Consider the following 20,730-nt stretch of genomic DNA (forward strand, 5'->3'; position numbering starts at 1 on the left):
CCGGAGCGGCAGCGGCCGAAGGGGAGTTGGTCGCGATGCGTGATGCCGTCTTGCGCGGCAGCGCCGCCGCGCAACGCCGCCGGGAGGATATCGGGGAAACGGTGTCATCCGGATGAACGTGCGCCGGTGCGCATGCGGATGCCGTGTCGCGCGCGCGAGCGCGACGGCGCTCGCCGGCGCGGCGAGACGGGCGCAGGGGGGCCGGCGAGATTTCGTCGTGTGGCGCGAGCGGGCCCGCGACGCGCGCGGCCGACGTCTCGACGAAGGCGCGCGCGCCGATTGCAGCGGTGGCCGCGAGGAAGGTGGTTGCGGTGAGGTTGAGGGTGAAGGCGACGGCAACTGCGACAGCGGAGACGGCGGAGACGGCGGAGACAGCGGAGACAGCGGAGACAGCGGAGACAGCGGAGACAGCGGAGACAGCGGAGACAGCGGAGACGGCGGAGACAGCGGAGACGGCAGAGACGGCAGAGACGGCGGAGACAGCGAGGACAGCGAGGACAGCGAGGACAGCGAGGACAGCGAGAGCGGCGAGAACCCCCCACGCGGCGGCGTCCGGTGCAAAAGCGCGCGACGGAGCGTGCGGGTCAACACGCGGACGGGTGCGCGCGCCGCATCAATCCGCGCCCGTGACCCAGGCGCCGAACCACTCGCTCGGCTGCGCGATTTCGTCCTGCGCGGCGACGAGCTCGAGCTCGTAGCGCCGCGCGTCGTAGGTCGCCTTCACGACCGCATGCACGGCGGCGAGCGTGTGCTCGAACGCGGCGCGCACGCTGTCGCCGCGCAGCCGCCGCGCGACGAAGACCGCGCTCGTCAGGTCGCCGACGCCGACCGGATGCCGCGGAAACGCATACAGCGGGCGCTGGCCGATCCACGCTTCGGTTTCGGTGACGACGAGCATGTTGAAACGGTCGGCAGGGCTGTTGCGGTCGTGCAGATGCTTGACGAGGATCACCTGCGGGCCGCGGCGAATGATCGAGCGGCACGCGTCGACCGCCTCCGCGACCGTCTCGACGCGCTTTCCGGCGAGCTTCTGCAGTTCGCCGTGATTGGGCGCCATGCCGTCCGCGAGCTCGGGCAACTCGGCGACGATGAACTCCTCGACGCCGGGCTCCGGGCGGATGCCGCCCGTCTGGCCCATCGCGGGATCGCAGAAGTACCACGCATTCGGGTTCGTCGCCTTCACGGTGCGCACGATCTCGACGGCCGCGCGCGCCTGCGCGGGCGAGCCGAGGAAGCCCGAGAGGACCGCGTCGCAGCGCTTGAGCGCGCCGATCGCCGCGATGCCGTCGACGAGCTGCTCCATCTTCGCCGCGTCGATCGCGCTGCCCGCCCAATGACCGTACTGCATGTGGTTCGACAACTGCACGGTGTTGAGCGGCCACACGTTGACGCCGAGCCGTTGCATCGGAAACACCGCGGCGCTGTTGCCCGCATGGCCGTAGATGACGTGCGACTGAATGCTGAGGACGTTTTTCATGATCGAGTGTGCCTGCGCGCGGCGGGCTCGTCGGACTACGTCGAACGATACATGACTTTTCCGCATTCGCGGAAACATCTGGTAATACAGTAACGAGGGTGTCGTCAGCCCGTCGAAAGTAAAATTGCGTGCGGCCCGCGCGAATGTCCGGCCGGCCGTTTCCTTCTCTCTTCTCGGCTTCGATGATGTTCCAGATTCGCATAATGCGGTTCGCGCGGCTCGCCGCGATGTCCGCGGCCGCCGCGGTGACGGCGATGCCGCAAGCGCCGGCGTGCGCAAGCACGCCGGTCGTCGCGGGCGCGCCGTCGGCACGCGCATCCGCGCCGTCGGCGGCCGTTGCGGGCGTCGTCCCGGGCGCTGCTTTGGCCACGGCTTCGGGCGCCGCATCGGCCACGACCTCGGCCGCGACCTCGGCTACGCCGCAAGCCGGCGCGGCGTCCGCCGTCGCCGCGCCGGCGAGCGCCGCCGCGCGCGCGAAGGGCGACGGCCCGGCGTACGGCGCGGAGCTCGAGGGCTTCGCGTATGCGTATCCGGTGCATCGCTACGCGTTCACGTCGCAGCGCGAAACGCTGCAGATGGCGTACCTCGACGTGCTCCCCAGGCGCCCGAATGGCCGCACCGTCGTGCTGCTGCACGGGAAGAACTTCTGCGCGGGCACCTGGGAGCAGACGATCGACGTGCTCGCGAAGGCGGGCTACCGCGTCGTCGCGCCCGACCAGATCGGCTTTTGCAAGTCGACGAAACCCGCGCGCTATCAGTACAGCTTCCAGCAGCTCGCGCACAACACGCACGCGTTGCTCGAATCGATCGGCGTGAAGGAGGCGACGATCGTCGGTCACTCGACGGGCGGCATGCTCGCGGTGCGCTACGCGCTGATGTACCCGAAGGACACGCAGCAGCTCGTGCTCGTCAACCCGATCGGCCTCGAGGACTGGAAGGCGCTCGGCGTGCCGCCGCTGTCAGTCGACTACTGGTACGCGCGCGAGCTGAAAACGACCGCGGACGGCATTCGCCGCTACGAGCAGCGCACGTACTACGCGGGCGGGTGGTCGCCCGCCTACGAGCGCTGGGTGCAGATGCTTGCTGGCATGTATCGCGGGCCGGGGCGCGACGCCGTCGCGTGGAACTCGGCGCTCGTCTACGACATGATCCTCACGCAGCCGGTCGTCTACGAATTCGGCGCGATCACGGTGCCGACGCTGCTCCTCATCGGCGACAAGGACACGACCGCGATCGGCAAGGACGTCGCGCCGCCCGACGTGCACGCGAGGCTCGGCCATTATCCGGCGCTCGCGAAGCGCGCGCAGGCGGCGATTCCGGGCGCGGTGCTCTACGAATTTCCGGCGCTCGGCCACGCGCCGCAGATCCAGGACCCGGCGACTTTCCACAAGGCGCTGCTCGACGGGCTCGCGGACGCGAGGCCCGCGCACGCGGCGCGCGCGCCAAGCGAATAGGCGCGACCGCCGGAAGGCGGCGTGGCAGGGCGGGGCGGACGGCGGACCGGGGGGCGCGCGTGGCTCGTCCTGTTCGCGTTCGCGGCGGATTCGGCGGTCGTTCGTCGGCCGCTTTGTTGGCACTTTCGTGCACGAAGATACGCGCGTTGCCGACAGATGTATCGTCGTTGCCGCATCCGCATCCGCATCCGCATCCGCATCCGCATCCGCATCCGCATCCGCATCCGCATCCGCATCCGCATCCGCATCCGTGGGCGTAGCCGGAGCAAGATCCGCAGCAATAGCGGCATCTGCGTCAGCGGCGACGTTACCGATGACGACGCCGACGCCGGCGCTGATATCGCATCTAGATCTATACCGCCACCGCCACCGCCACCGCTGCCATCGCCATCGCCATCGACATCGCCATCGACATCGACATCGACATCGACATCGACATCGACATCGACATCGCGCCGCCGCGCCTCCCCATCAACCCGCGACCTCGTCGCGAAGCGCGTCGCGCACCTGCGCGGCGATCTCGTACGAGCGCACCCGCGCGCCGTGATCGTAGATCTGCGCGGCGACGATCAACTCGTCCGCGCCCGTCTGCGCGATCAGCCGGCGCAGCCGCTCGCGCACCGTATCGCGCGAACCGACCGCCGCGAACGACAGCGCCTGCGCGACGCTCGCGAGCTCCTGCTCGGTCGCGCCGAGCGCATCGAGCGACTCGACGGGCGGCGGCAACTGCCCGGGCGTGCCGCGCCGCAGCTTCAGGAACTGCTGCTGCAGAGACGTGAACAGGCGCCGCGCGTCGTCGTCGGTGTCGGCGGCGAACACGTTCACGCCGACCATCGCATACGGCTTCGCGAGCGCCGCGGACGGCCGGAACTGCGCGCGGTACACGTCGAGCGCGCGCATCAGGTAGTCGGGCGCGAAGTGCGACGCGAACGCGAACGGCAAGCCGAGCATCGCGGCGAGCTGCGCGCTGAAGAGGCTCGAGCCGAGCAGCCAGATCGGCACGTTCAGGCCGGCGCCCGGCACCGCGCGCACGCGCTGGCCCGGGGCGGGCGCGGCGAAGTAGCGCTGCAGCTCGACGACGTCGTCCGGGAACGCATCCGCGCTGCCGATGAGGTCGCGCCGCAGCGCGCGGGCCGTCGTCTGATCGGTGCCGGGCGCGCGCCCGAGGCCGAGATCGATGCGCCCGGGGTACAGCGACGCGAGGGTGCCGAACTGCTCGGCGATCACGAGCGGCGCGTGGTTCGGCAGCATCACGCCGCCCGAGCCGACGCGGATCGTCTGCGTCGCGCCCGCGACGTGGCCGATCACGACCGCGGTCGCGGCGCTCGCGATGCCGGGCATGTTGTGGTGCTCGGCGAGCCAGTAGCGGCGATAGCCGAGGCGCTCGGCGTGGCGGGCGAGGTCGACGGAATGGCGAAACGCCTGTGCGGCGTCGGCGCCGGCGGGAATCGGCGCGAGGTCGAGAACGGAGAACGGGATCATGGCGACGGCGGAACCGATGGCGTAGGGGGACGGAACATGGGCCGACGCGCGTGCGGCGCGGCCCACCGGTGATGCGTGCACACAACAGTTGCCGCTGATTGTGCCAAAGCGCTCCGGATCGCGTCGGCGGCCGAAAGATATCCCTGCCGTCGTCAGGGGCGAGCCGCGGCGTCAACTTGACGCGGAGCGGCGCGAAAGATTGTTCTGTAATAGACTGTAATCGCAAGAAATTTGATGAAATCCGGGACGATTTGGCTCGAATATTTCATCTGGTACAAAAATCCACAGAAACCCTTACGTTTTGGACAGCGTGCTTCCTGCAAAGCGCTTACGCTAAGAGGAGGGCAATTGCGCGGAAATTGATTGCATCTGCGTGGATTTGCCGTTCAGAAACAGTGCTTTTCGGTACGCGCGGCAAGCGCTGCCCGCGCGTCGCTGCTAAAATTCGCGGCCTACACACCAATCGCGCTCACGGATTCCGTTCAATTCTCCCTGCGCTTGCCGCGAAAAGCCGCACGAGGAGCCTCGGGATTGCGGCCGTACGGCCGGTTCCGGTGCGTTGCGCGTCGTTGAAAGTGCAAGTAAGAGGAGTTGGGATCGTGTTCGAATTCGTCCCCGCCGAAGCATCGTGTCCCCGTTTCGCCCGCCGTCCGATCGTTCGGAGGCGAGCGGCATGACGGAATCGCTTTCCATCGTCGGGTGGGTGCTGCTCGCGCTCACCTGCGCATCGTGCGGCTATGCGGTGCTCGCGGCGTTCGCGCCGGCGCCGCGCACGCCGCGCACGGCCGTGCGCGACGGCTTCGAGCCCGTCAGCGTGCTGAAGCCGCTGTGCGGGGCGGAGCCGCATCTGTACGAAAATCTCGCGACCTTCTGCGAGCAGCGGCATCCGCGCTACCAGTTGCTGTTCGGCGTCGCGTCGGCGGCCGATCCGGCCATCGCCGTCGTGCGGCGGCTGCAGGCCGATTATCCCGACTGCGACATCGAGCTCGTGATCGACGCGCGCGTGTACGGCTCGAACCTGAAGGTCAGCAACCTCGTCAATCTCGCCGAGCGCGCGCGCCACGGCCGCATCGTGATCGCCGACAGCGACATCGCGGTCGAACCCGATTATCTGACGCGCGTGACCGCGCCGCTCGCCGATGCGTCGGTGGGCGTCGTCACTTGCCTGTATCATGCGCGCAGCGTCGGCGGCTTCTGGACGCGGATCGGCGCGCAATTCGTCGATGCGTGGTTCGCGCCGTCGGTGCGGATCACCCACCTCGGCGGGTCGAGCCGCTTCGGATTCGGCGCGACGCTCGCGTTGACGCGCGCGACGCTCGATACGATCGGCGGCTTCAAGGCGCTGAAGGACGAACTCGCGGACGACTACTGGCTCGCCGAGCTGCCGCGTCGGCTCGGGCTGCGCACGGTGCTCTCCGAGGTGAACGTGGCGACCGACGTCGCGGAGCCGTCGTTCGCGCCGCTCTGGCTGCGCGAGACGCGCTGGCTGCGCACGATCCGCTCGCTGAATCCGGCGGGTTTCGCTTTCCTGTTCATCACGTTCACCGCGCCGTGGCTCGCGGCCGGCGCGGCGCTCGCGGCGTGGCTCGGCCCGGCGTCGGCGGCGGGTGCCACGGCCGGCGCGGCCGCCGCGATCGGCACGCTCGCGCGGCTCGCGCTGCATGCGCGCGGCTCGGCCGGCTGGCGTGCGTTCTGGCACGATTTGCCGCTCGTGCCGGTGCGCGACGCGCTGCTCGCGCTCGAGTGGCTCGTCGCCGCGTTCGGCACGCAGGTCGTGTGGCGGGGCGCCAGGATGACGGTCGTCGGCGGCGACGCGCGCGCGACCGTCGTCGAAGCGGGCGACGGGCGCTGAAGGGCGCGCGACACGGCGCGACACATATACGGGATGCGCGGGCGGCCACGGGCCGCCCGCGGTTTTCGAAACATTTGTACTGGAACGAATTGATATCTATGCAGCAGGCTACCGGAGCATTCATGAAAACGCTGTTCTTGCAGGCACCGTCGTACGACGGCTTCGACGGCGGCGCGGGCTCCCGCTATCAGGCAAAGCGCGAGATCCGGTCCTTCTGGTATCCGACGTGGCTCGCGCAGCCGGCCGCGCTCGTGCCGGGCAGCCGCGTGCTCGACGCGCCGGCCGACAGCCTGTCGGTCGAAGACACGCTCAAGATCGCGAAGGACTATGATCTCGTGATCATCCACACGAGCACGCCGTCGTTCCCGACCGACGCGATGTTCGCGGAAGACCTGAAGAAGATGAAGCCGTCGATGCTCGTCGGCATGGTCGGTGCGAAGGTCGCGGTCGATCCGCACAACTCGCTCACCGCGACGGAAGCGATCGATTTCGTGTGCCGCGAGGAGTTCGACTACACCTGCAAGGATATCGCCGAAGGCAAGCCCTTCGCCGAGATTCTCGGCATGAGCTACCGCGCGAAGGACGGCTCGATCGAGCACAACGGAGCGCGTCCGATGATCGAGAACATGGACGAGCTGCCGTTCGTCGCGCCCGTCTACAAGCGCGACCTGAAGATCGACAACTATTTCATCGGCTATCTGAACTACCCGTACGTGTCGATCTACACGGGCCGCGGCTGCCGCTCGAAGTGCACGTTCTGCCTGTGGCCGCAGACGGTGGGCGGCCACCGCTACCGCGTGCGCTCGGTCGAGAGCGTGCTCGCGGAAGTGAAGTGGATTCGCGACAACATGCCGGAAGTGAAGGAAATCATGTTCGACGACGACACCTTCACCGACTTCAAGCCGCGCGTCGAGGAGATCGCGCGCGGGCTCGGCAAGCTCGGCGTCACGTGGTCGTGCAACGCGAAGGCGAACGTGCCGTATTCGACGCTGAAGATCATGAAGGAAAACGGGCTGCGCCTGCTGCTCGTCGGCTACGAGTCGGGCGACGACCAGATCCTCTTGAACATCAAGAAGGGCTTGCGCACCGACATCGCGCGCCGCTTCAACGAGGATTGCAAGAAGCTCGGCATCAAGATCCACGGCACCTTCATCCTCGGCCTGCCGGGCGAGACGAAGGAAACGATCAAGAAGACGATCGAGTACGCGAAGGAAATCAATCCGCACACGATCCAGGTGTCGCTCGCCGCGCCGTATCCGGGCACGCGCCTGTACAACCAGGCGATCGAGAACGGCTGGATGGAGGAGAACAAGACGATCAACCTCGTCAGCAAGGAAGGCGTGCAGCTCGCGGCGATCGGCTATCCGCACCTGTCGAAGGAAGACATCTACCACGAGCTCGAGCATTTCTACCGCGAGTTCTACTTCCGCCCGTCGAAGATCTGGGAGATCCTGCGCGAAATGCTGACGAGCTGGGACATGATGAAGCGCCGTCTGCGCGAGGGCGTCGAATTCTTCCGCTTCCTGCGCGCGCACGAGGCGTAATCGGTGGCTGCCTCCGACGCGGCGCGGCGCGCGCTGATCTTCACGGCGGACGATTTCGGCCTGCATGAGCGGGTCAATGCCGCCGTCGAGCGTGCGCACCGCGACGGCGTGCTCGCGGCCGCGAGCCTGATGGTCGGCGCGCCGGCCGCGCGCGACGCGATCGAGCGCGCGAAGCGCCTGCCGTCGCTCGCGGTCGGCCTGCACGTCGTGCTCGCCGACGGGCCGGCGACGCTGCCCGCAAGCGAGATTCCCGCGCTCGTCGGCCCCGACGGCCGTTTCGGCGACGCGATGGCGAAGGACGGCTGCCGCTTTTTCTTCCTGCCGCACGTGCGAGCGCAACTGCGCCGCGAGATCCGCGCGCAGTTCGAGGCGTTCGCGGCGACCGGGCTCGCGCTCGATCACGTGAACACGCACAAGCATTTCCATCTGCATCCGACCGTGCTGTCGATGCTCGTCGAGATCGGCCGCGAATTCGGGCTTTCCGCGATGCGGCTGCCGTACGAGCCGTCGACGCCGTTCTGGCTGAAGCCGTGGATCGGGCTCGTGCGCGCGCGGCTCGACCGCGCGGGCATCGCGCACAACGACTACGTGGTCGGCATCGAGCACACGGGCGCGATGGACGAGGCCGTGCTGCTCGACGCGCTCGCGAAGCTGCCGCCGGGCGTCGGCGAGATCTACTCGCATCCGGCGGAGGCGGGCGACGGCCCGATCACGCCGTCGATGCGCGATTACCGGCCGGCCGACGAGCTCGCCGCGCTCCTGTCGCCGCGCGTCGCGGCCGCGGTGCAGGCGGCGGGCGTCGCGTGCGGCGGCTTCGCCGACGTGTTCGGCGATCGCGCGCGTGCGCGCCTGCCGCGCGGCGCGCGGATCACCGGGGCGCAGCCGTCATGATCCGCTGGATCAAATGGCTCGGCTGGCCGATCGGGATCGCGATCCTGCTCGCGCTCGTCGTGCACGAGGGCGTCGGCGACGCCGTCCGCGTGATCGGCCAGGCCGGCTTCGCGCTGCTGTGGCTCGTGCCGTTTCACGGCCTGCCGCTGCTGCTCGACGCGCACGCCTGGCGTTTGCTGCTCGACAAGCGCGCGTCGCTGCCGTTCCTCTGGTGGATCGCGACCGTGCGCGAGGCGGTGAACCGCCTGCTGCCCGTCGTCGGCGTCGGCGGCGAGATCGTCGGCATCCGGCTCGCGCGCTGGCGCGTGCCCGATGCGAGCCGCGTGACGGCGTCGGTGATCGTCGAGGTGCTGGTGACGATCGCCGTTCAGTACGCGTTCGCCGCGCTCGGCCTCGTGCTGCTGCTCGCCGCGACGCAGGAGAGCGTCGGCGCGAAGACGATCGGCGTCGCGCTCGTGCTGTCGCTGCCGATGCCGGTGCTCGCGTTCGCGCTGATGCGGCGCGGCGGTGTCTTCCATGCGATCGAGCGCTTCGCGAGCCGGCTGCTCGGCGATTCGCACAGGCTGCTGCAAGGCGTCGACGGCAAGCGCCTCGACGCCGACATCGACGCGCTGATGTCGCGCGCGGGCCTCTTGTTTCGCGCATTCTTCTGGCAGCTCGCCGGCTACGTGGTCGGCGCGCTCGAAATTTACTGGGCGCTCGCGCTGCTCGGCCATCCGGTGTCGATCGGCGGCGCGATCGCGATCGAGGCGATGACGCAGGCCGTGCGCCATGCGGCGTTCATGGTGCCGGGCGGGCTGGGTGTCCAGGAGGCGACCGTCGTGCTGCTCGCGCAGATGTTCGGCGTCGATCGCGAGGCGGCGCTGTCGCTCGCGCTCGTCAAGCGCGTGCGCGAGCTGCTGTTCGGCGCGCTGGCGCTCGGGTCGTGGCAGCTCGTCGAGCTGTCGCGCACGCGACGGCGGATTCGCAGCCACGCGCGGCGCGCGGCCCGCGTCGCAGCCGCCGAGGCGCGGCGCGAGCGCGAGGTCGAGACGCTGCTGTGAGCGCGTGGTCGGGCGACGCGGCGCTTCCTTTCGGCTGTTGACTCGCCGGGCTGCCGAATCGATCGTCCGAAGGCACGAAGGCACGAAGGCACGAAGGCACGAAGGCACGAAGGCACGAAGGCACGAAGGCTCAAAGGCTCAAAGGCTCAAAGGCTCAAAGGCTCAAAGGCTCAAAGGCTCAAAGGCTCAAAGGCTCAAAGGCTCAAAGGCTCAAAGGCTCAAAGGCTCAAAGGCTCAAAGGCTCAAAGGCTCAAAGGCTCAAAGGCTCAAAGGGGAGCCGACCGCGCGCACGCTCGGCGGTTCCGCCGGCGATCGTCCGGCCGTGCGGCTAGGGGCGTTGCGATTGTCCTCCTTTCGCGTCGCGAAGCCGGGGCGATTGCCAACCGCGGCTCGCCGCCGAGTGCCGTCTCGACACGGCGCGACACGATGAGAAGCCACGAGAAGCCGTGAGCAGCCGCGAGAAGCGACGCGTCGCGGTGAAACGGACCACACTTCGAGCGCTTCATCGAGTCGCGCTTTCCGCGCACGATGATCGCGGTGCGGTATGCTTGCGCGCGTGTTCGATGTCACGCGCAAGTCGCGCCATTTCCCGATGACGATGTTCCGATTCCGTGTCCTTCCCGTGGCAATGCTCGGCGCGGCGCTCGTGCTCGCCGGCTGCGACGACCAGCAAAGCGAGCAGACCGTGCAGCGATTCAAGGATTTTTTCAACGCGGTCAAGCCCGCGCCGCTGTTCCTCAAGGGCCTCACGCCCGGCGTGACGACGGAGGCCGAGATCCGCGGCCAGATGGGCCGGCCCGAAACCGAGCGCGTCTATACCGACGGCTCGAAGCGTCTCGAATATCCGCGCGGCCCGATGGGCAACGAGACCTACATGGTCGACATCGACGCGAACGGCCGCTTCGTCGCCGCGACGCAGGTGCTGACGGCCGCGAACTTCGCGAAGGTTCGCCCGGGCATGTCGGAGGACGAGGTGCGGCGGCTGCTCGGCAAGCCGACCGAGGTTGCGCGCTATCCGCTCAAGCCGGAGACGGTGTGGAGCTGGCGCTGGCTCGAGGACGGCGTCAATCAGGATGCGTTCTTCAACGCTCATTTCGGGCCGGACGGGCTCGTCTATACGACGTCGCGCTCGGACATCCTGAAGGGGCACTGAGCGTCGAGGCGGGGCGGGGCTGCGTCGAGGGCGGCCGGCCCCGTGGGGCGTCGGCGCGTGGCCCAATCGGTTCGTATTCGTCCGTCGCGACTGCGCGTACGCGAACGCAGGCATGTGCGCCGCGTGCGCCCGAGCGCCTGCCGCGCCTTGCCGGTTCTTTGCGGCGCAATGGCCGGTTCGTCGTCATGAGCGGCTTGGCCGATCGCGGACGCTCGCGAGCGCGCTCGCAAAATCTGTCGGCGCTCGGGGTGACTCGCTGGCCGTCGGATTTCTCCTCGGCGCCGGCAGGCACTCGCTGACGCCGGCTTCTCACGGCGTCCTCGCTTCGTCGTCGCGTCCTCGAGTCATCTCATCATCTCGTCATCTCGTCATCTCGCGGCTTTCGCCGCGCGTGCCGGTCAATGCCGCGCAGCGCGGCCGACGACCACTGGCGCCGTCGGCGTGCGTCATTCACGCCTTTCGAGGCCATCCGGAGCCGTTCCAGGCGCTCAGACTCGCTTCGAGGCGCTGCCGACAGTGCCCGACTGGTTGCGAGCGGTGCGAGCGGCTCGAACGCCCGCGAACCCGCTGCCGATCATCGTGCGTCGCCGCGAACCGTCCGCTGCGGCCGCTCGTCCGCGCCCGTCGTCCCTATCGCAAAAGCGACTCGAAACTTGCAAAAAAGCTGCGCACGACGCGCGGCCGGCAATGCCCGCCGCCGACGTTTACCCCGCTAAAACAGTGCTGTGCGCGTGCCGCGCGCCGGCGTCGCCGTGATATTGCGGCGCAGCATTGCGCGCCACCGCCATTTGAGCCGATTTTTTTCGCTTGCGACTATCCGCGTCAAACCGGCGCAGCCGTCCGTGCGCCACTCCCATCACGATCACGGAGACAAGCGTGTTTCTATACGGCTTTGGCCCGCTCATCTGGGCCGGCACCGTGCAGACGATCGAGCTGTCGGTGCTGTCGCTCGCGGCCGCAATCGTGCTCGGCCTCGTCGGCGCGGTGGCGAAGCTCTCGCACAATCGCGCGCTGCGCGCGATGGCGACGGGCTACACGACGCTCATCCGCTCGGTGCCCGATCTCGTGCTGATGCTGCTGCTGTTCTACAGCATTCAGATCTGGCTGAACCAGTTCACCGATCTGATGAACTGGGATCAGATCGACATCGATCCGTTCGTCGCGGGCGTGCTGACGCTCGGCTTCATCTACGGCGCGTACTTCACCGAGACGTTTCGCGGCGCGTTCCTCTCGGTGCCGCGCGGCCAGCTCGAGGCGGGCAGCGCGTACGGGATGAGCGGCATGCGCGTGTTCGTGAGGATCATGTTTCCGCAGATGATGCGCTTCGCGCTGCCCGGCATCGGCAACAACTGGCAGGTGCTCGTGAAGGCGACCGCGCTCGTGTCGATCATCGGCCTGGCCGACGTCGTGAAAGCCGCGCAGGACGCGGGCAAGAGCACGTTCAACATGTTCTTCTTCATCCTCGTCGCGGCGCTCGTGTATCTCGCGATCACGACGGTCTCCAATCTCGTGCTCAGGCAGCTCGAGAAGCGTTATTCCATCGGCGTGAGGCACGCGGAACTATGATCGAGATTCTCCAGGAATTCGGGCGCGCGTTCTTCTACTGGGACGGCCAGCGCATGTCGGGGCTTGCCGTCACGCTGTGGCTGCTCGTCGCGTCGCTCGCGATCGGCTTTGCCTGCGCGGTGCCGCTCGCGGTCGCGCGGGTGTCGAAGAACCGCTGGCTGTCGACGCCCGTGCGCTTCTACACGTACGTGTTTCGCGGCACGCCGCTCTACGTGCAATTGCTCCTCATCTACACCGGGATGTACAGCCTCGCGTTCGTTCGCGATCATGCGTTCCTCGACGCGTTCTTCAGGAGCGGCTTCAACTGCGCGATCCTCGCGTTCGCGCTCAACACCTGTGCGTACACGACCGAGATCTTCGCGGGCGCGATCCGCGCGATCCCGCACGGCGAGGTCGAGGCGGCGCGCGCGTACGGGATGAGCCCGCTCACGATGTACCGCCGGGTGATCCTGCCGTCGTCGCTGCGCCGCGCGCTGCCGCTTTACAGCAACGAAGTGATCCTGATGCTGCATGCGACGACGGTTGCGTTCACGGCGACCGTGCCCGATATCCTGAAGGTCGCGCGCGACGCGAATTCGGCGACGTACATGGCGTTCCAGTCGTTCGGAATCGCCGCGCTGATCTATCTTGCGGTATCGTTCGCACTCGTCGCGGCCTTTCGTCGGGCCGAGCGCCACTGGCTCGCGTATCTCGCGGCCGGCCGTCATTGATTTCACTCCAGGGAGAGCCAGTTGGCAGAGACCACGACCACGACCGCCGCGTGCAAGCTCGAGGCGCGGGACATCCACAAGCGCTACGGCGACAACGAGGTGCTCAAGGGCGTGTCGCTGAACGCGAAGGCGGGCGACGTCATCAGCATCATCGGCGCGAGCGGCTCCGGCAAGAGCACGTTCCTGCGCTGCATCAATTTTCTTGAGCGGCCGAACGCGGGTCAGATCGTCGTCGACGGCGAGACGGTGCGCACGAAGGCCGATCGCGCGGGCAGCCTCGAAGTCGCCGATCACAAGCAGCTGCAGCGGATTCGCACGAAGCTTGCGATGGTGTTCCAGCACTTCAACCTGTGGGCGCACATGAACGTGCTCGAGAACGTGATGGAGGCGCCGGTGCACGTGCTCGGCCTTCCGAAGCGCGAGGCCGAGGAGCGCGCGCGCGAATATCTGGAGAAGGTGGGCCTCGCGCCGCGCGTGGAAAAGCAGTATCCGTCGCATCTGTCGGGCGGTCAGCAGCAGCGCGTCGCAATTGCGCGCGCGCTCGCGATGCATCCGGACGTGATGCTGTTCGACGAGCCGACGTCGGCGCTCGACCCGGAGCTCGTCGGCGAAGTGCTGAAGGTGATGCAGAAGCTCGCGGAGGAAGGGCGCACGATGATCGTCGTCACGCACGAGATGGGCTTCGCGCGCAACGTGTCGAACCACGTGATGTTCCTGCACCAGGGGCGCACCGAGGAAGAGGGCGATCCGGCCGACGTGCTCGGGCGTCCGCAAAGCGAGCGCCTGAGGCAGTTCCTGTCGGGCAGCCTCAAGTAACGGTCGACGCGGCAGGTCGTGACGTCCGTGAATCGTCCAGCGAATCCCGCCCGCACGATACAGGTGGCGATCGTCGCGTTGCCGCCCGTGTCGATGTCGGGCGTGGGGCCGATCGTCGACGCGTTGAATCTCGCGAACGAGATCGACGCGCGCCTGTTGTACCGCTGGCAGGTGTGCTCGTGGGACGGCCGCGCGGTGCCGCTCGCGGGCGGCGCGCAGTGGCACGCGGACGCCGCGTTCAACGATGCGATCGTCTGCGACTGGCTGATCGTCGTCAGCGAGCGGTTCCAGCAGTTCGCCGATTACCGGCTCTTTCTCGCGAGCCTCGCGCGGGTCGGCCAGCGCACGCCGCTCGTGACGGGCATTCATCACGGCGTGTGGTGGCTCGCGATGGCGGGGCAGTTGTCGGGCTACCGGGTGAGCGTGAACTGGGAGACTTACCAGCAGTTCGCGGAGCAATTCGAGCGTTCGATCGTCACGCAGCAGATCTTCGAGATCGACCGCGATCGCGCGACGTGCGCGGGCGGCCAGGCGAGCGTTGATTTCATGCTGGCGATGATCGGCCGCGATCAGGGGCCGGAGCTGGCGGAGCGGGTTGCGGACGCGCTCGGCACGGGGCCGCTTCGCAGCGGCGAGGAGCGCCAGCGGATTCCGTTCGTGACGGCGCCGGGCGAGCGGCACCCGCGATTGAACGATGCGCTGCTGCTGATGGAGGCGAATGTCGAGGACCCGCTGACGACGGACGAGATCGCGGGGCTCGTCGGCGTGTCGCGGCGGCAGCTCGAGCGACTCTTCAGACAGTATCTCGGCGCGATGCCGTCGAAGTATTACCTGAATTTGCGGTTGCTGAAGGCGCGCACGCAGTTGCAGCGCACGAGCAAGTCGGTCGTGCAGGTGAGTCTCGCGTGCGGGTTTTCTTCGGCGGCGCATTTTTCGAATGCCTATCGGGAACGCTTCGGCGTCACGCCGCGCGAGGATCGGCGCGCGTGGCTCGAGAAGCAGCACGGGAAGGGGGGCGCCGAGCCGCCTCGCGCGGGGGCCTTGGTGGAGCGGCCGCCGGCTCGGGACTGAGCGTGAGCAGTCCTTGGGGGCGCTTTCTTCGTTGCGTTTTTTTTGTCGGTTGTTTGGCGTATGTGTGTGTGTCGTGAATGGCCTGTGATGTTTGCGGTCTGTGAGCGTCGCCCCTCCCCGGGGCGGGGGTCACTTTTCTTTGTCTTGCCAAAGAAAAGTAACCAAAAGAAAGGCGCGTCCTTCGGCGGACAGCAAAGGGAGCTGCGTTCGCTCTTCTCGCCAGCTTCACCGCTCACTTCGCTGCAAACCACTCTTTCATGTCACGGCTCGCCCCGCACGACGCATGCCGCCAATCTCAAGGTATGCCAATTATTCAAATCCGAGGCTCGCGCCTTGATGTGCCCATCGTCCGAGCGCAGCGAAAAAGGAGCCGGCGGGCGATGCGACGACACGGCCCCCGCGCGATCCGCTCCGCGTTCCGGTGCGACGCGACACGTTGGGGCCGTGCCGACACGAACGAGCATGTCGCCTTAGGCCTGGGCCGAAAAAGCGCCTTTCTTTAGGTTACTTTTCTTTGGCAAGACAAAGAAAAGTGACCCCCGCCCCGGGGAGGGGCGACGCTGACAGACCGCAAACATCACAGGCCATTCACGACACACACATACGCCAAACAACCGACAAAAAATCGTCGCCCGCCGAAAAGGGCAAAAGAACCCCATCCGACAAATCGCGTCGCAATTGCGCAAGACGCATCGCGCGGCGTTGCCTAAACTTGAATCTGTTACCTCTTACGAAACGAAAGGAATCGTCATGAAGAGCCCGAACGTGTCCCGTCAGACTTTCGATGAAGTGATGGTGCCGGTGTTCGCCCCCGCGCCGTTCGTGCCTGAGCGCGGCGAAGGCTCGCGCGTGTGGGACACGGAAGGCCGCGACTACGTCGATTTCGCGGGCGGCATCGCCGTCACCGCGCTCGGCCACGGTCATCCGGAGCTCCTCAAGGTCCTCGACGAGCAAGGCCGCAAGCTCTGGCACATCGGCAACGGCTACACGAACGAGCCCGTCCTGCGCCTCGCGAAGCGCCTCGAATCGCTCACGTTCGCCGATCGCGCGTTCTTCGCGAACTCCGGCGCCGAAGCCAACGAGGCCGCCCTCAAGCTCGCGCGCCGAGTCGCGTTCGAGCGACACGGCGCCGACAAGTACGAGATCGTGTCGTTCCTCCAGTCGTTCCACGGCCGCACGTTCTTCACCGTCAGCGTCGGCGGACAATCGAAGTATTCGGAAGGCTTCGGCCCCGTGCCCGAAGGCATCCGGCACCTGCCGTACAACGACATCGCCGCCGCAAAGGCCGCGATCGGCCCGAAGACCTGCGCCGTGATCGTCGAGCCGATCCAGGGCGAGGGCGGCGTGATCCCCGCCGATCCCGCGTTCCTCGAGGCGCTGCGCGAAGCATGCGACGCGCACGGCGCGCTCCTCATCTTCGACGAGGTGCAAACGGGCGTCGGCCGCACCGGCCATTTCTACGCGTACATGGACACGGGCGTCACGCCCGACATCCTGACCACCGCGAAGGCGCTCGGCAACGGCTTCCCGATCGGCGCGATGCTCACGACGAAAGAGCTCGCCGCGCACTTCAAGGTCGGCGTGCACGGCACGACGTACGGCGGCAATCCGCTCGCGTCGGCGATCGCCGAGAAGGTCGTCGAGCTCGTCAGCGATCCGGCGCTCCTCGAAGGCGTCAAGGAGCGCAGCGCGCGCCTCACGGCCACGCTCGAGAAAATCGACGCGCGCTTCAAGCTCTTCAAGGAAGTTCGCGGCAAGGGCCTGCTGATCGGCGCGGAGCTCGTCGACGCGTTCGACGGCCGCGCGAAGGATTTCGTGTCGGCCGCGGCCGACCATGGCGTGATCATGCTGATCGCCGGCCCGAACGTGCTGCGCTTCGCGCCGTCGCTCGTGATTCCGCTCGACGTGCTCGACGAAGGCCTCGCGCGCTTCGAGAAGGCGGTCGAGCAGGTGCTCGCCGCGCAGGCCGAAGCTACGCCGCGCTGAGCAGCCCCTAAGCAGCCCCTAAGCAGCCCCTAAGCAGCGCCCAAGCGGCCCATATCGCTGACGTAGTAATGCTGACGTAGACAGGAACGACGATGCTCTTCGTACGCCCCGGCAGACTCGCCGATCTCGACGCGCTCGCGCAGATGGCGCGCACCGCGCAACCCGTGCTGCACTCGCTGCCGCACGACCGCGCGGCGCTCGAAGCGCGCGTCGCGCTTTCCGAGGACTCGTTTCGCGCGGAAGTCGACTTCCCCGGCGAGGAGTTCTATCTGTTCGTGCTCGAGGACAGCGCGACGGGCAAGCTGCTCGGCACCGCGAGCATCGTCGCCGCGGCCGGCTATTCGGAGCCGTTCTACGCGTTCCGCAACGACGCGCTGATCCACGCGTCGCGCGAGCTGCACGTGAACCGCAAGATCCATGCGCTCACGATGTCGCACGAATTGACGGGCAAGAGCCGGCTCGCCGGCTTCTACGTCGATCCGTCGCTGCGCGGCGACGCCGCCGCGCATCTGATCTCGCGCGCACGGATGATGTACATCGCCGCGAACCGCAGCCGCTTCACGCCCGAGGTGTTCTCGCTGTTGCTCGGCGTCACCGACGAGACGGGCGCGTCGCCGTTCTGGGAGGCGGTCGGCCGCAAGTTCTTCGGGCGCGACTTCGCCGCGGTCGAGATCGAGTCGGGCGGCCGCAGCCGCACGTTCATCGCCGAAGTGATGCCGACCTATCCGCTTTACGTGCCGCTGCTGCCCGAGGCCGCGCAGCGCGTGCTCGGCGAGCCGAACGAGCACGCGCTCCTCGCGTACGACATCCACCTCGAGGAGGGCTTCGAGCCGGACCGCTACGTCGACATCTTCGACGCCGGCCCCGTGCTGACCGCGCAGGTCGACCGCACCGCGTGCGTGACGAAGCACGCCGAGCGCACGGTGCGCGAGGCGGCGCGCGCGCAGGGCGACACCACGTATCTGCTCTCGAGCGGGCGCGGCGACGCGTTTCGCTGCGTGCTCGCCGATCTGCCCGCCGACAGCGCCGACGCGCCGCTGCCCGCCGACGCGCGCGCGGCGCTCGGCGTCGCCGACGGCGACACGGTGCGCTGCGTGCCGCTGCATCAGCGCGACGGCCAACCGTCGGACCAACCAGGAGACGCAGCATGATCGTCGTTCGGGTCGTACAAACGGGCGACGTGGATGCGCTCGTCTCGCTCGCGCAGGAAACCGGACCGGGGCTCACCACGTTCAAGCCGGACCGCGACGCGCTCGCCGCGCGAATCGAGCGCACGCGCCGCACGCTCGAGAATTGCGCGACGCCCGCCGAGGCCGGCTATTTCTTCGTGATGGAAGATTCGCAGTCGGGCGACATCGCCGGCGTGTGCGGAATCGAAACCGAAGTCGGCCTCGCGCAGCCGTTCTACAACTATCGCGTGAGCACGGTCGTCCACGCGAGCCAGGATCTCGGCGTGTGGACGAAGATGTCGCTGCTGAACATCTCGCACGACCTGACGGGCTACGCGGAAGTGTGCTCGCTGTTCCTGAGCCCGCGCTACCGGACGGGCGGCGTAGGCGGCCTGCTGTCGCGCTCGCGCTTCATGTTCATCGCGCAGTTCCGCGAACGCTTTCCGGAGCGCATCTGCGCGGAGCTGCGCGGGCACTTCGACGACGACGGCACGTCGCCGTTCTGGCGCGCGGTCGGATCGCACTTCTATCAGATCGATTTCAACGCCGCCGATTATCTGAGCTCGCACGGCCGCAAGTCGTTCCTCGCGGAACTGATGCCGCGCTTTCCAGTCTACGTCGACCTGCTGCCGCGGGACGCGCAGGACGTGATCGGGCTCACGCATCGCGACACGCTGCCCGCGCGCAAGATGCTCGAAGCGGAAGGGCTGCGCTATCAGAACCACGTCGACATCTTCGATGCGGGCCCCGTGCTCGAATGCCACGTCTCGGATCTGCGCACGGTGCGCGAGAGCGTCGTCGTGCCGGTCGCGATCGGCGCGAGCGCCGGGCGCGACCGGCGTGATGGGGGCGACGGACGCGACGAAGCACCGCGCTCGCTCGTGTCGAACACGTCGCTCACCGATTTTCGCGTCGGCGTCGCGCCGGGACTCGTCGAGGACGGCGCGTTCATGCTGTCGGCCGACGATGCCGCCGCGCTGCGCGTGAGCGCGGGCGATCTCGTGCGCGTATTGCCGCTCAAACCCAAACAGAGATAACGGACATGACTGAACTCTTCATCGACGGCGCCTGGGTCGACGGCGCGGGAGCCGTCTTCGCGTCGCGCAACCCCGGCACGAACGAGCGCGTGTGGGAAGGCGCGAGCGCGTCGGCGCACGACGTCGACCGCGCGGTCGCGAGCGCGCGGCGCGCATTCGCTTCGTGGTCGGCGCTCGATCTCGACGCGCGTTGCGCGATCGTCAAGCGCTTCGCCGCGCTTCTCGTCGAGCGCAAGGAAGCGCTCGCGACGATGATCGGCCGCGAGACCGGCAAGCCGCTGTGGGAGGCGCGCACCGAGGTCGCGTCGATGGCCGCGAAGGTCGACATCTCGATCGCCGCGTACCACGAGCGCACGGGCGAAAGGCGCACGCCGATGGGCGACGGCGTCGCGGTGCTGCGGCATCGTCCGCACGGGGTCGTCGCGGTGTTCGGTCCATACAACTTCCCCGGCCACTTGCCGAACGGGCATATCGTGCCGGCGCTCATCGCGGGCAATGCCGTCGTGTTCAAGCCGTCTGAGCTCGCGCCCGGCGTCGCGCGCGCCACCGTCGAGATCTGGCACGACGCGGGGCTGCCCGCCGGCGTGCTCAATCTCGTGCAGGGCAAGAAGGACACGGGCGTCGCGCTCGCGAACCATCGGCAGATCGATGGGCTCTTCTTCACCGGCAGCTCCGACACGGGCACGGTGCTGCACCGGCAGTTCGGCGGCCGGCCGGAGATCGTGCTCGCGCTCGAGATGGGCGGCAACAATCCGCTCGTCGTCGCCGACGTCGAGGATATCGACGCGGCGGTGCATCACGCGATCCAGTCGGCGTTCCTGTCGGCGGGGCAGCGCTGCACGTGCGCGCGCCGGATTCTCGTGCCGCACGGCGCGTTCGGCGATCGCTTCCTCGCGCGCTTCGCGGACGTCACGTCGAAGATCACGGCCGACGTCTACGACGCCGATCCGCAGCCGTTCATGGGCGCGGTGATCTCGGCGCGCGCGGCGTCGCGTCTCGTCGCCGCGCAGGCGAGGCTCGTCGAGCTGGGCGCTGCGCCCATCGTCGAGATGAAGCAGCGCGATTCCGCGCTCGGCTTCGTCAACGCGTCGATTCTCGACGTGACGAACGTGCGCGAGCTGCCCGACGAAGAGCATTTCGGCCCGCTCGCGCAGATCATTCGCTATACGGATCTCGACGACGCGATAGCGCGCGCGAACGACACCGCGTTCGGCCTGTCGGCGGGCCTGCTCGCCGACGACGAAAAAGCCTGGGACACGTTCCGCCGCGCGATCCGCGCCGGCATCGTGAACTGGAACCGGCCGACCAACGGCGCGTCGTCGGCGGCGCCGTTCGGCGGCGCGGGCCGCTCCGGCAACCATCGCCCGAGCGCGTACTACGCGGCCGATTACTGCGCGTATCCGATGGCGTCGGTCGAGAGCGCGCAATTGCAGATGCCCGCGAGCCTCTCGCCGGGCCTTCATTTCTGAGCAGGATACG

At 67.9% G+C, this 20,730-nt stretch carries 16 protein-coding genes and 1 pseudogene; 15 read left to right on the plus strand and 2 right to left on the minus strand.

What is annotated here, in order from left to right:
• Positions 1–613: 613 nt before the first annotated feature.
• Positions 614–1,477 (minus strand): pyridoxal kinase PdxY, encoded by an 864-nt coding sequence (gene pdxY / locus WS78_RS05710; RefSeq protein ID WP_038751093.1) that lies wholly within the window; start codon positions 1,475–1,477, stop codon positions 614–616.
• Between the two features lie 227 nt (positions 1,478–1,704).
• Between pdxY and WS78_RS05715 the strand changes: the two genes are divergently transcribed.
• A complete protein-coding gene (locus tag WS78_RS05715) occupies positions 1,705–2,931 on the plus strand; it encodes an alpha/beta fold hydrolase (protein WP_394335870.1) in 1,227 nt (408 codons plus the stop codon).
• Between the two features lie 471 nt (positions 2,932–3,402).
• Here WS78_RS05715 and WS78_RS05725 read toward each other — a convergent pair whose 3' ends face one another.
• The gene (locus WS78_RS05725; RefSeq protein ID WP_038751089.1) at positions 3,403–4,413 is read right to left on the minus strand and encodes an LLM class flavin-dependent oxidoreductase; all 1,011 of its coding nucleotides are present in this window, start codon (positions 4,411–4,413) and stop codon (positions 3,403–3,405) included.
• A gap of 673 nt (positions 4,414–5,086) precedes the next feature.
• On the opposite strand from WS78_RS05725, the gene hpnI reads away from it, so the two are divergent.
• The 14 genes and pseudogenes from hpnI to astD all read left to right on the plus strand — a co-directional run bounded on the left by hpnI (position 5,087) and on the right by astD (position 20,720).
• Positions 5,087–6,265, plus strand: coding sequence for a bacteriohopanetetrol glucosamine biosynthesis glycosyltransferase HpnI (gene hpnI / locus WS78_RS05730; RefSeq protein ID WP_059584794.1), 1,179 nt, complete (start codon positions 5,087–5,089; stop codon positions 6,263–6,265).
• Positions 6,266–6,387: 122 nt separating this feature from the next.
• Entirely contained in the window at positions 6,388–7,809 is a 1,422-nt protein-coding gene (gene hpnJ, locus WS78_RS05735) for a hopanoid biosynthesis associated radical SAM protein HpnJ (protein WP_038751085.1), read from the plus strand.
• A 3-nt stretch (positions 7,810–7,812) separates the two neighbouring features.
• Positions 7,813–8,700 (plus strand): hopanoid biosynthesis-associated protein HpnK, encoded by an 888-nt coding sequence (hpnK, locus tag WS78_RS05740; protein WP_038751083.1) that lies wholly within the window; start codon positions 7,813–7,815, stop codon positions 8,698–8,700.
• Positions 8,697–9,743: a lysylphosphatidylglycerol synthase domain-containing protein gene (locus tag WS78_RS05745; protein ID WP_059584792.1), complete on the plus strand. Its 1,047-nt coding sequence runs from the start codon at positions 8,697–8,699 to the stop codon at positions 9,741–9,743. Before hpnK ends, WS78_RS05745 begins: the two co-directional genes overlap by 4 nt.
• Positions 9,744–10,335: 592 nt before the next feature.
• Positions 10,336–10,896, plus strand: coding sequence for an outer membrane protein assembly factor BamE domain-containing protein (bamE, locus tag WS78_RS05750; protein ID WP_038751139.1), 561 nt, complete (start codon positions 10,336–10,338; stop codon positions 10,894–10,896).
• 876 nt (positions 10,897–11,772) lie between these two features.
• The gene (locus WS78_RS05755; protein WP_038751079.1) at positions 11,773–12,462 is read left to right on the plus strand and encodes an ABC transporter permease; all 690 of its coding nucleotides are present in this window, start codon (positions 11,773–11,775) and stop codon (positions 12,460–12,462) included.
• Positions 12,459–13,172, plus strand: a complete 714-nt coding sequence (locus WS78_RS05760) for an ABC transporter permease (RefSeq protein ID WP_038751077.1) — start codon at positions 12,459–12,461, stop codon at positions 13,170–13,172. The genes WS78_RS05755 and WS78_RS05760 overlap by 4 nt, the downstream gene beginning before the upstream one ends.
• Before the next feature lie 21 nt (positions 13,173–13,193).
• Entirely contained in the window at positions 13,194–13,988 is a 795-nt protein-coding gene (locus tag WS78_RS05765; RefSeq protein ID WP_059584789.1) for an ABC transporter ATP-binding protein, read from the plus strand.
• A gap of 27 nt (positions 13,989–14,015) precedes the next feature.
• Positions 14,016–15,059, plus strand: a complete 1,044-nt coding sequence (locus WS78_RS05770) for a GlxA family transcriptional regulator (RefSeq protein WP_038755384.1) — start codon at positions 14,016–14,018, stop codon at positions 15,057–15,059.
• 87 nt (positions 15,060–15,146) lie between these two features.
• Positions 15,147–15,236, plus strand: a pseudogene (locus tag WS78_RS38170) (ion transporter); the annotation flags it as partial.
• Between the two features lie 573 nt (positions 15,237–15,809).
• Complete coding sequence (locus WS78_RS05785) at positions 15,810–17,045, plus strand: aspartate aminotransferase family protein (protein WP_059584787.1); 1,236 nt, start codon at positions 15,810–15,812, stop codon at positions 17,043–17,045.
• A 92-nt stretch (positions 17,046–17,137) separates the two neighbouring features.
• Positions 17,138–18,196: an arginine/ornithine succinyltransferase subunit alpha gene (gene aruF / locus WS78_RS05790; RefSeq protein ID WP_059584785.1), complete on the plus strand. Its 1,059-nt coding sequence runs from the start codon at positions 17,138–17,140 to the stop codon at positions 18,194–18,196.
• Positions 18,193–19,251 carry an arginine N-succinyltransferase gene (gene astA / locus WS78_RS05795; RefSeq protein WP_059584783.1) on the plus strand — a complete coding sequence of 353 codons (1,059 nt, stop codon included), beginning with the start codon at positions 18,193–18,195 and terminating at the stop codon, positions 19,249–19,251. Before aruF ends, astA begins: the two co-directional genes overlap by 4 nt.
• A 5-nt stretch (positions 19,252–19,256) precedes the next feature.
• Positions 19,257–20,720 (plus strand): succinylglutamate-semialdehyde dehydrogenase, encoded by a 1,464-nt coding sequence (gene astD, locus WS78_RS05800; RefSeq protein ID WP_059584781.1) that lies wholly within the window; start codon positions 19,257–19,259, stop codon positions 20,718–20,720.
• Positions 20,721–20,730 lie beyond the last annotated feature (10 nt).

The organism is Burkholderia savannae (genome assembly GCF_001524445.2).
GTDB classification, from domain to species: Bacteria; Pseudomonadota; Gammaproteobacteria; order Burkholderiales; family Burkholderiaceae; genus Burkholderia; species Burkholderia savannae.

Bases quoted from the DNA above. Each gene is read 5' to 3' on its own strand.
- pdxY (WP_038751093.1), bottom strand. From the start codon at position 1,477: ATGAAAAACGTCCTCAGCATTCAGTCGCACGTCATCTACGGCCATGCG.
- WS78_RS05715 (WP_394335870.1), top strand. From the start codon at position 1,705: ATGTCCGCGGCCGCCGCGGTGACGGCGATGCCGCAAGCGCCGGCGTGC.
- WS78_RS05725 (WP_038751089.1), bottom strand. From the start codon at position 4,413: ATGATCCCGTTCTCCGTTCTCGACCTCGCGCCGATTCCCGCCGGCGCC.
- hpnI (WP_059584794.1), top strand. From the start codon at position 5,087: ATGACGGAATCGCTTTCCATCGTCGGGTGGGTGCTGCTCGCGCTCACC.
- hpnJ (WP_038751085.1), top strand. From the start codon at position 6,388: ATGAAAACGCTGTTCTTGCAGGCACCGTCGTACGACGGCTTCGACGGC.
- WS78_RS05745 (WP_059584792.1), top strand. From the start codon at position 8,697: ATGATCCGCTGGATCAAATGGCTCGGCTGGCCGATCGGGATCGCGATC.
- bamE (WP_038751139.1), top strand. From the start codon at position 10,336: ATGACGATGTTCCGATTCCGTGTCCTTCCCGTGGCAATGCTCGGCGCG.
- WS78_RS05760 (WP_038751077.1), top strand. From the start codon at position 12,459: ATGATCGAGATTCTCCAGGAATTCGGGCGCGCGTTCTTCTACTGGGAC.
- WS78_RS05785 (WP_059584787.1), top strand. From the start codon at position 15,810: ATGAAGAGCCCGAACGTGTCCCGTCAGACTTTCGATGAAGTGATGGTG.
- aruF (WP_059584785.1), top strand. From the start codon at position 17,138: ATGCTCTTCGTACGCCCCGGCAGACTCGCCGATCTCGACGCGCTCGCG.
- astA (WP_059584783.1), top strand. From the start codon at position 18,193: ATGATCGTCGTTCGGGTCGTACAAACGGGCGACGTGGATGCGCTCGTC.
- astD (WP_059584781.1), top strand. From the start codon at position 19,257: ATGACTGAACTCTTCATCGACGGCGCCTGGGTCGACGGCGCGGGAGCC.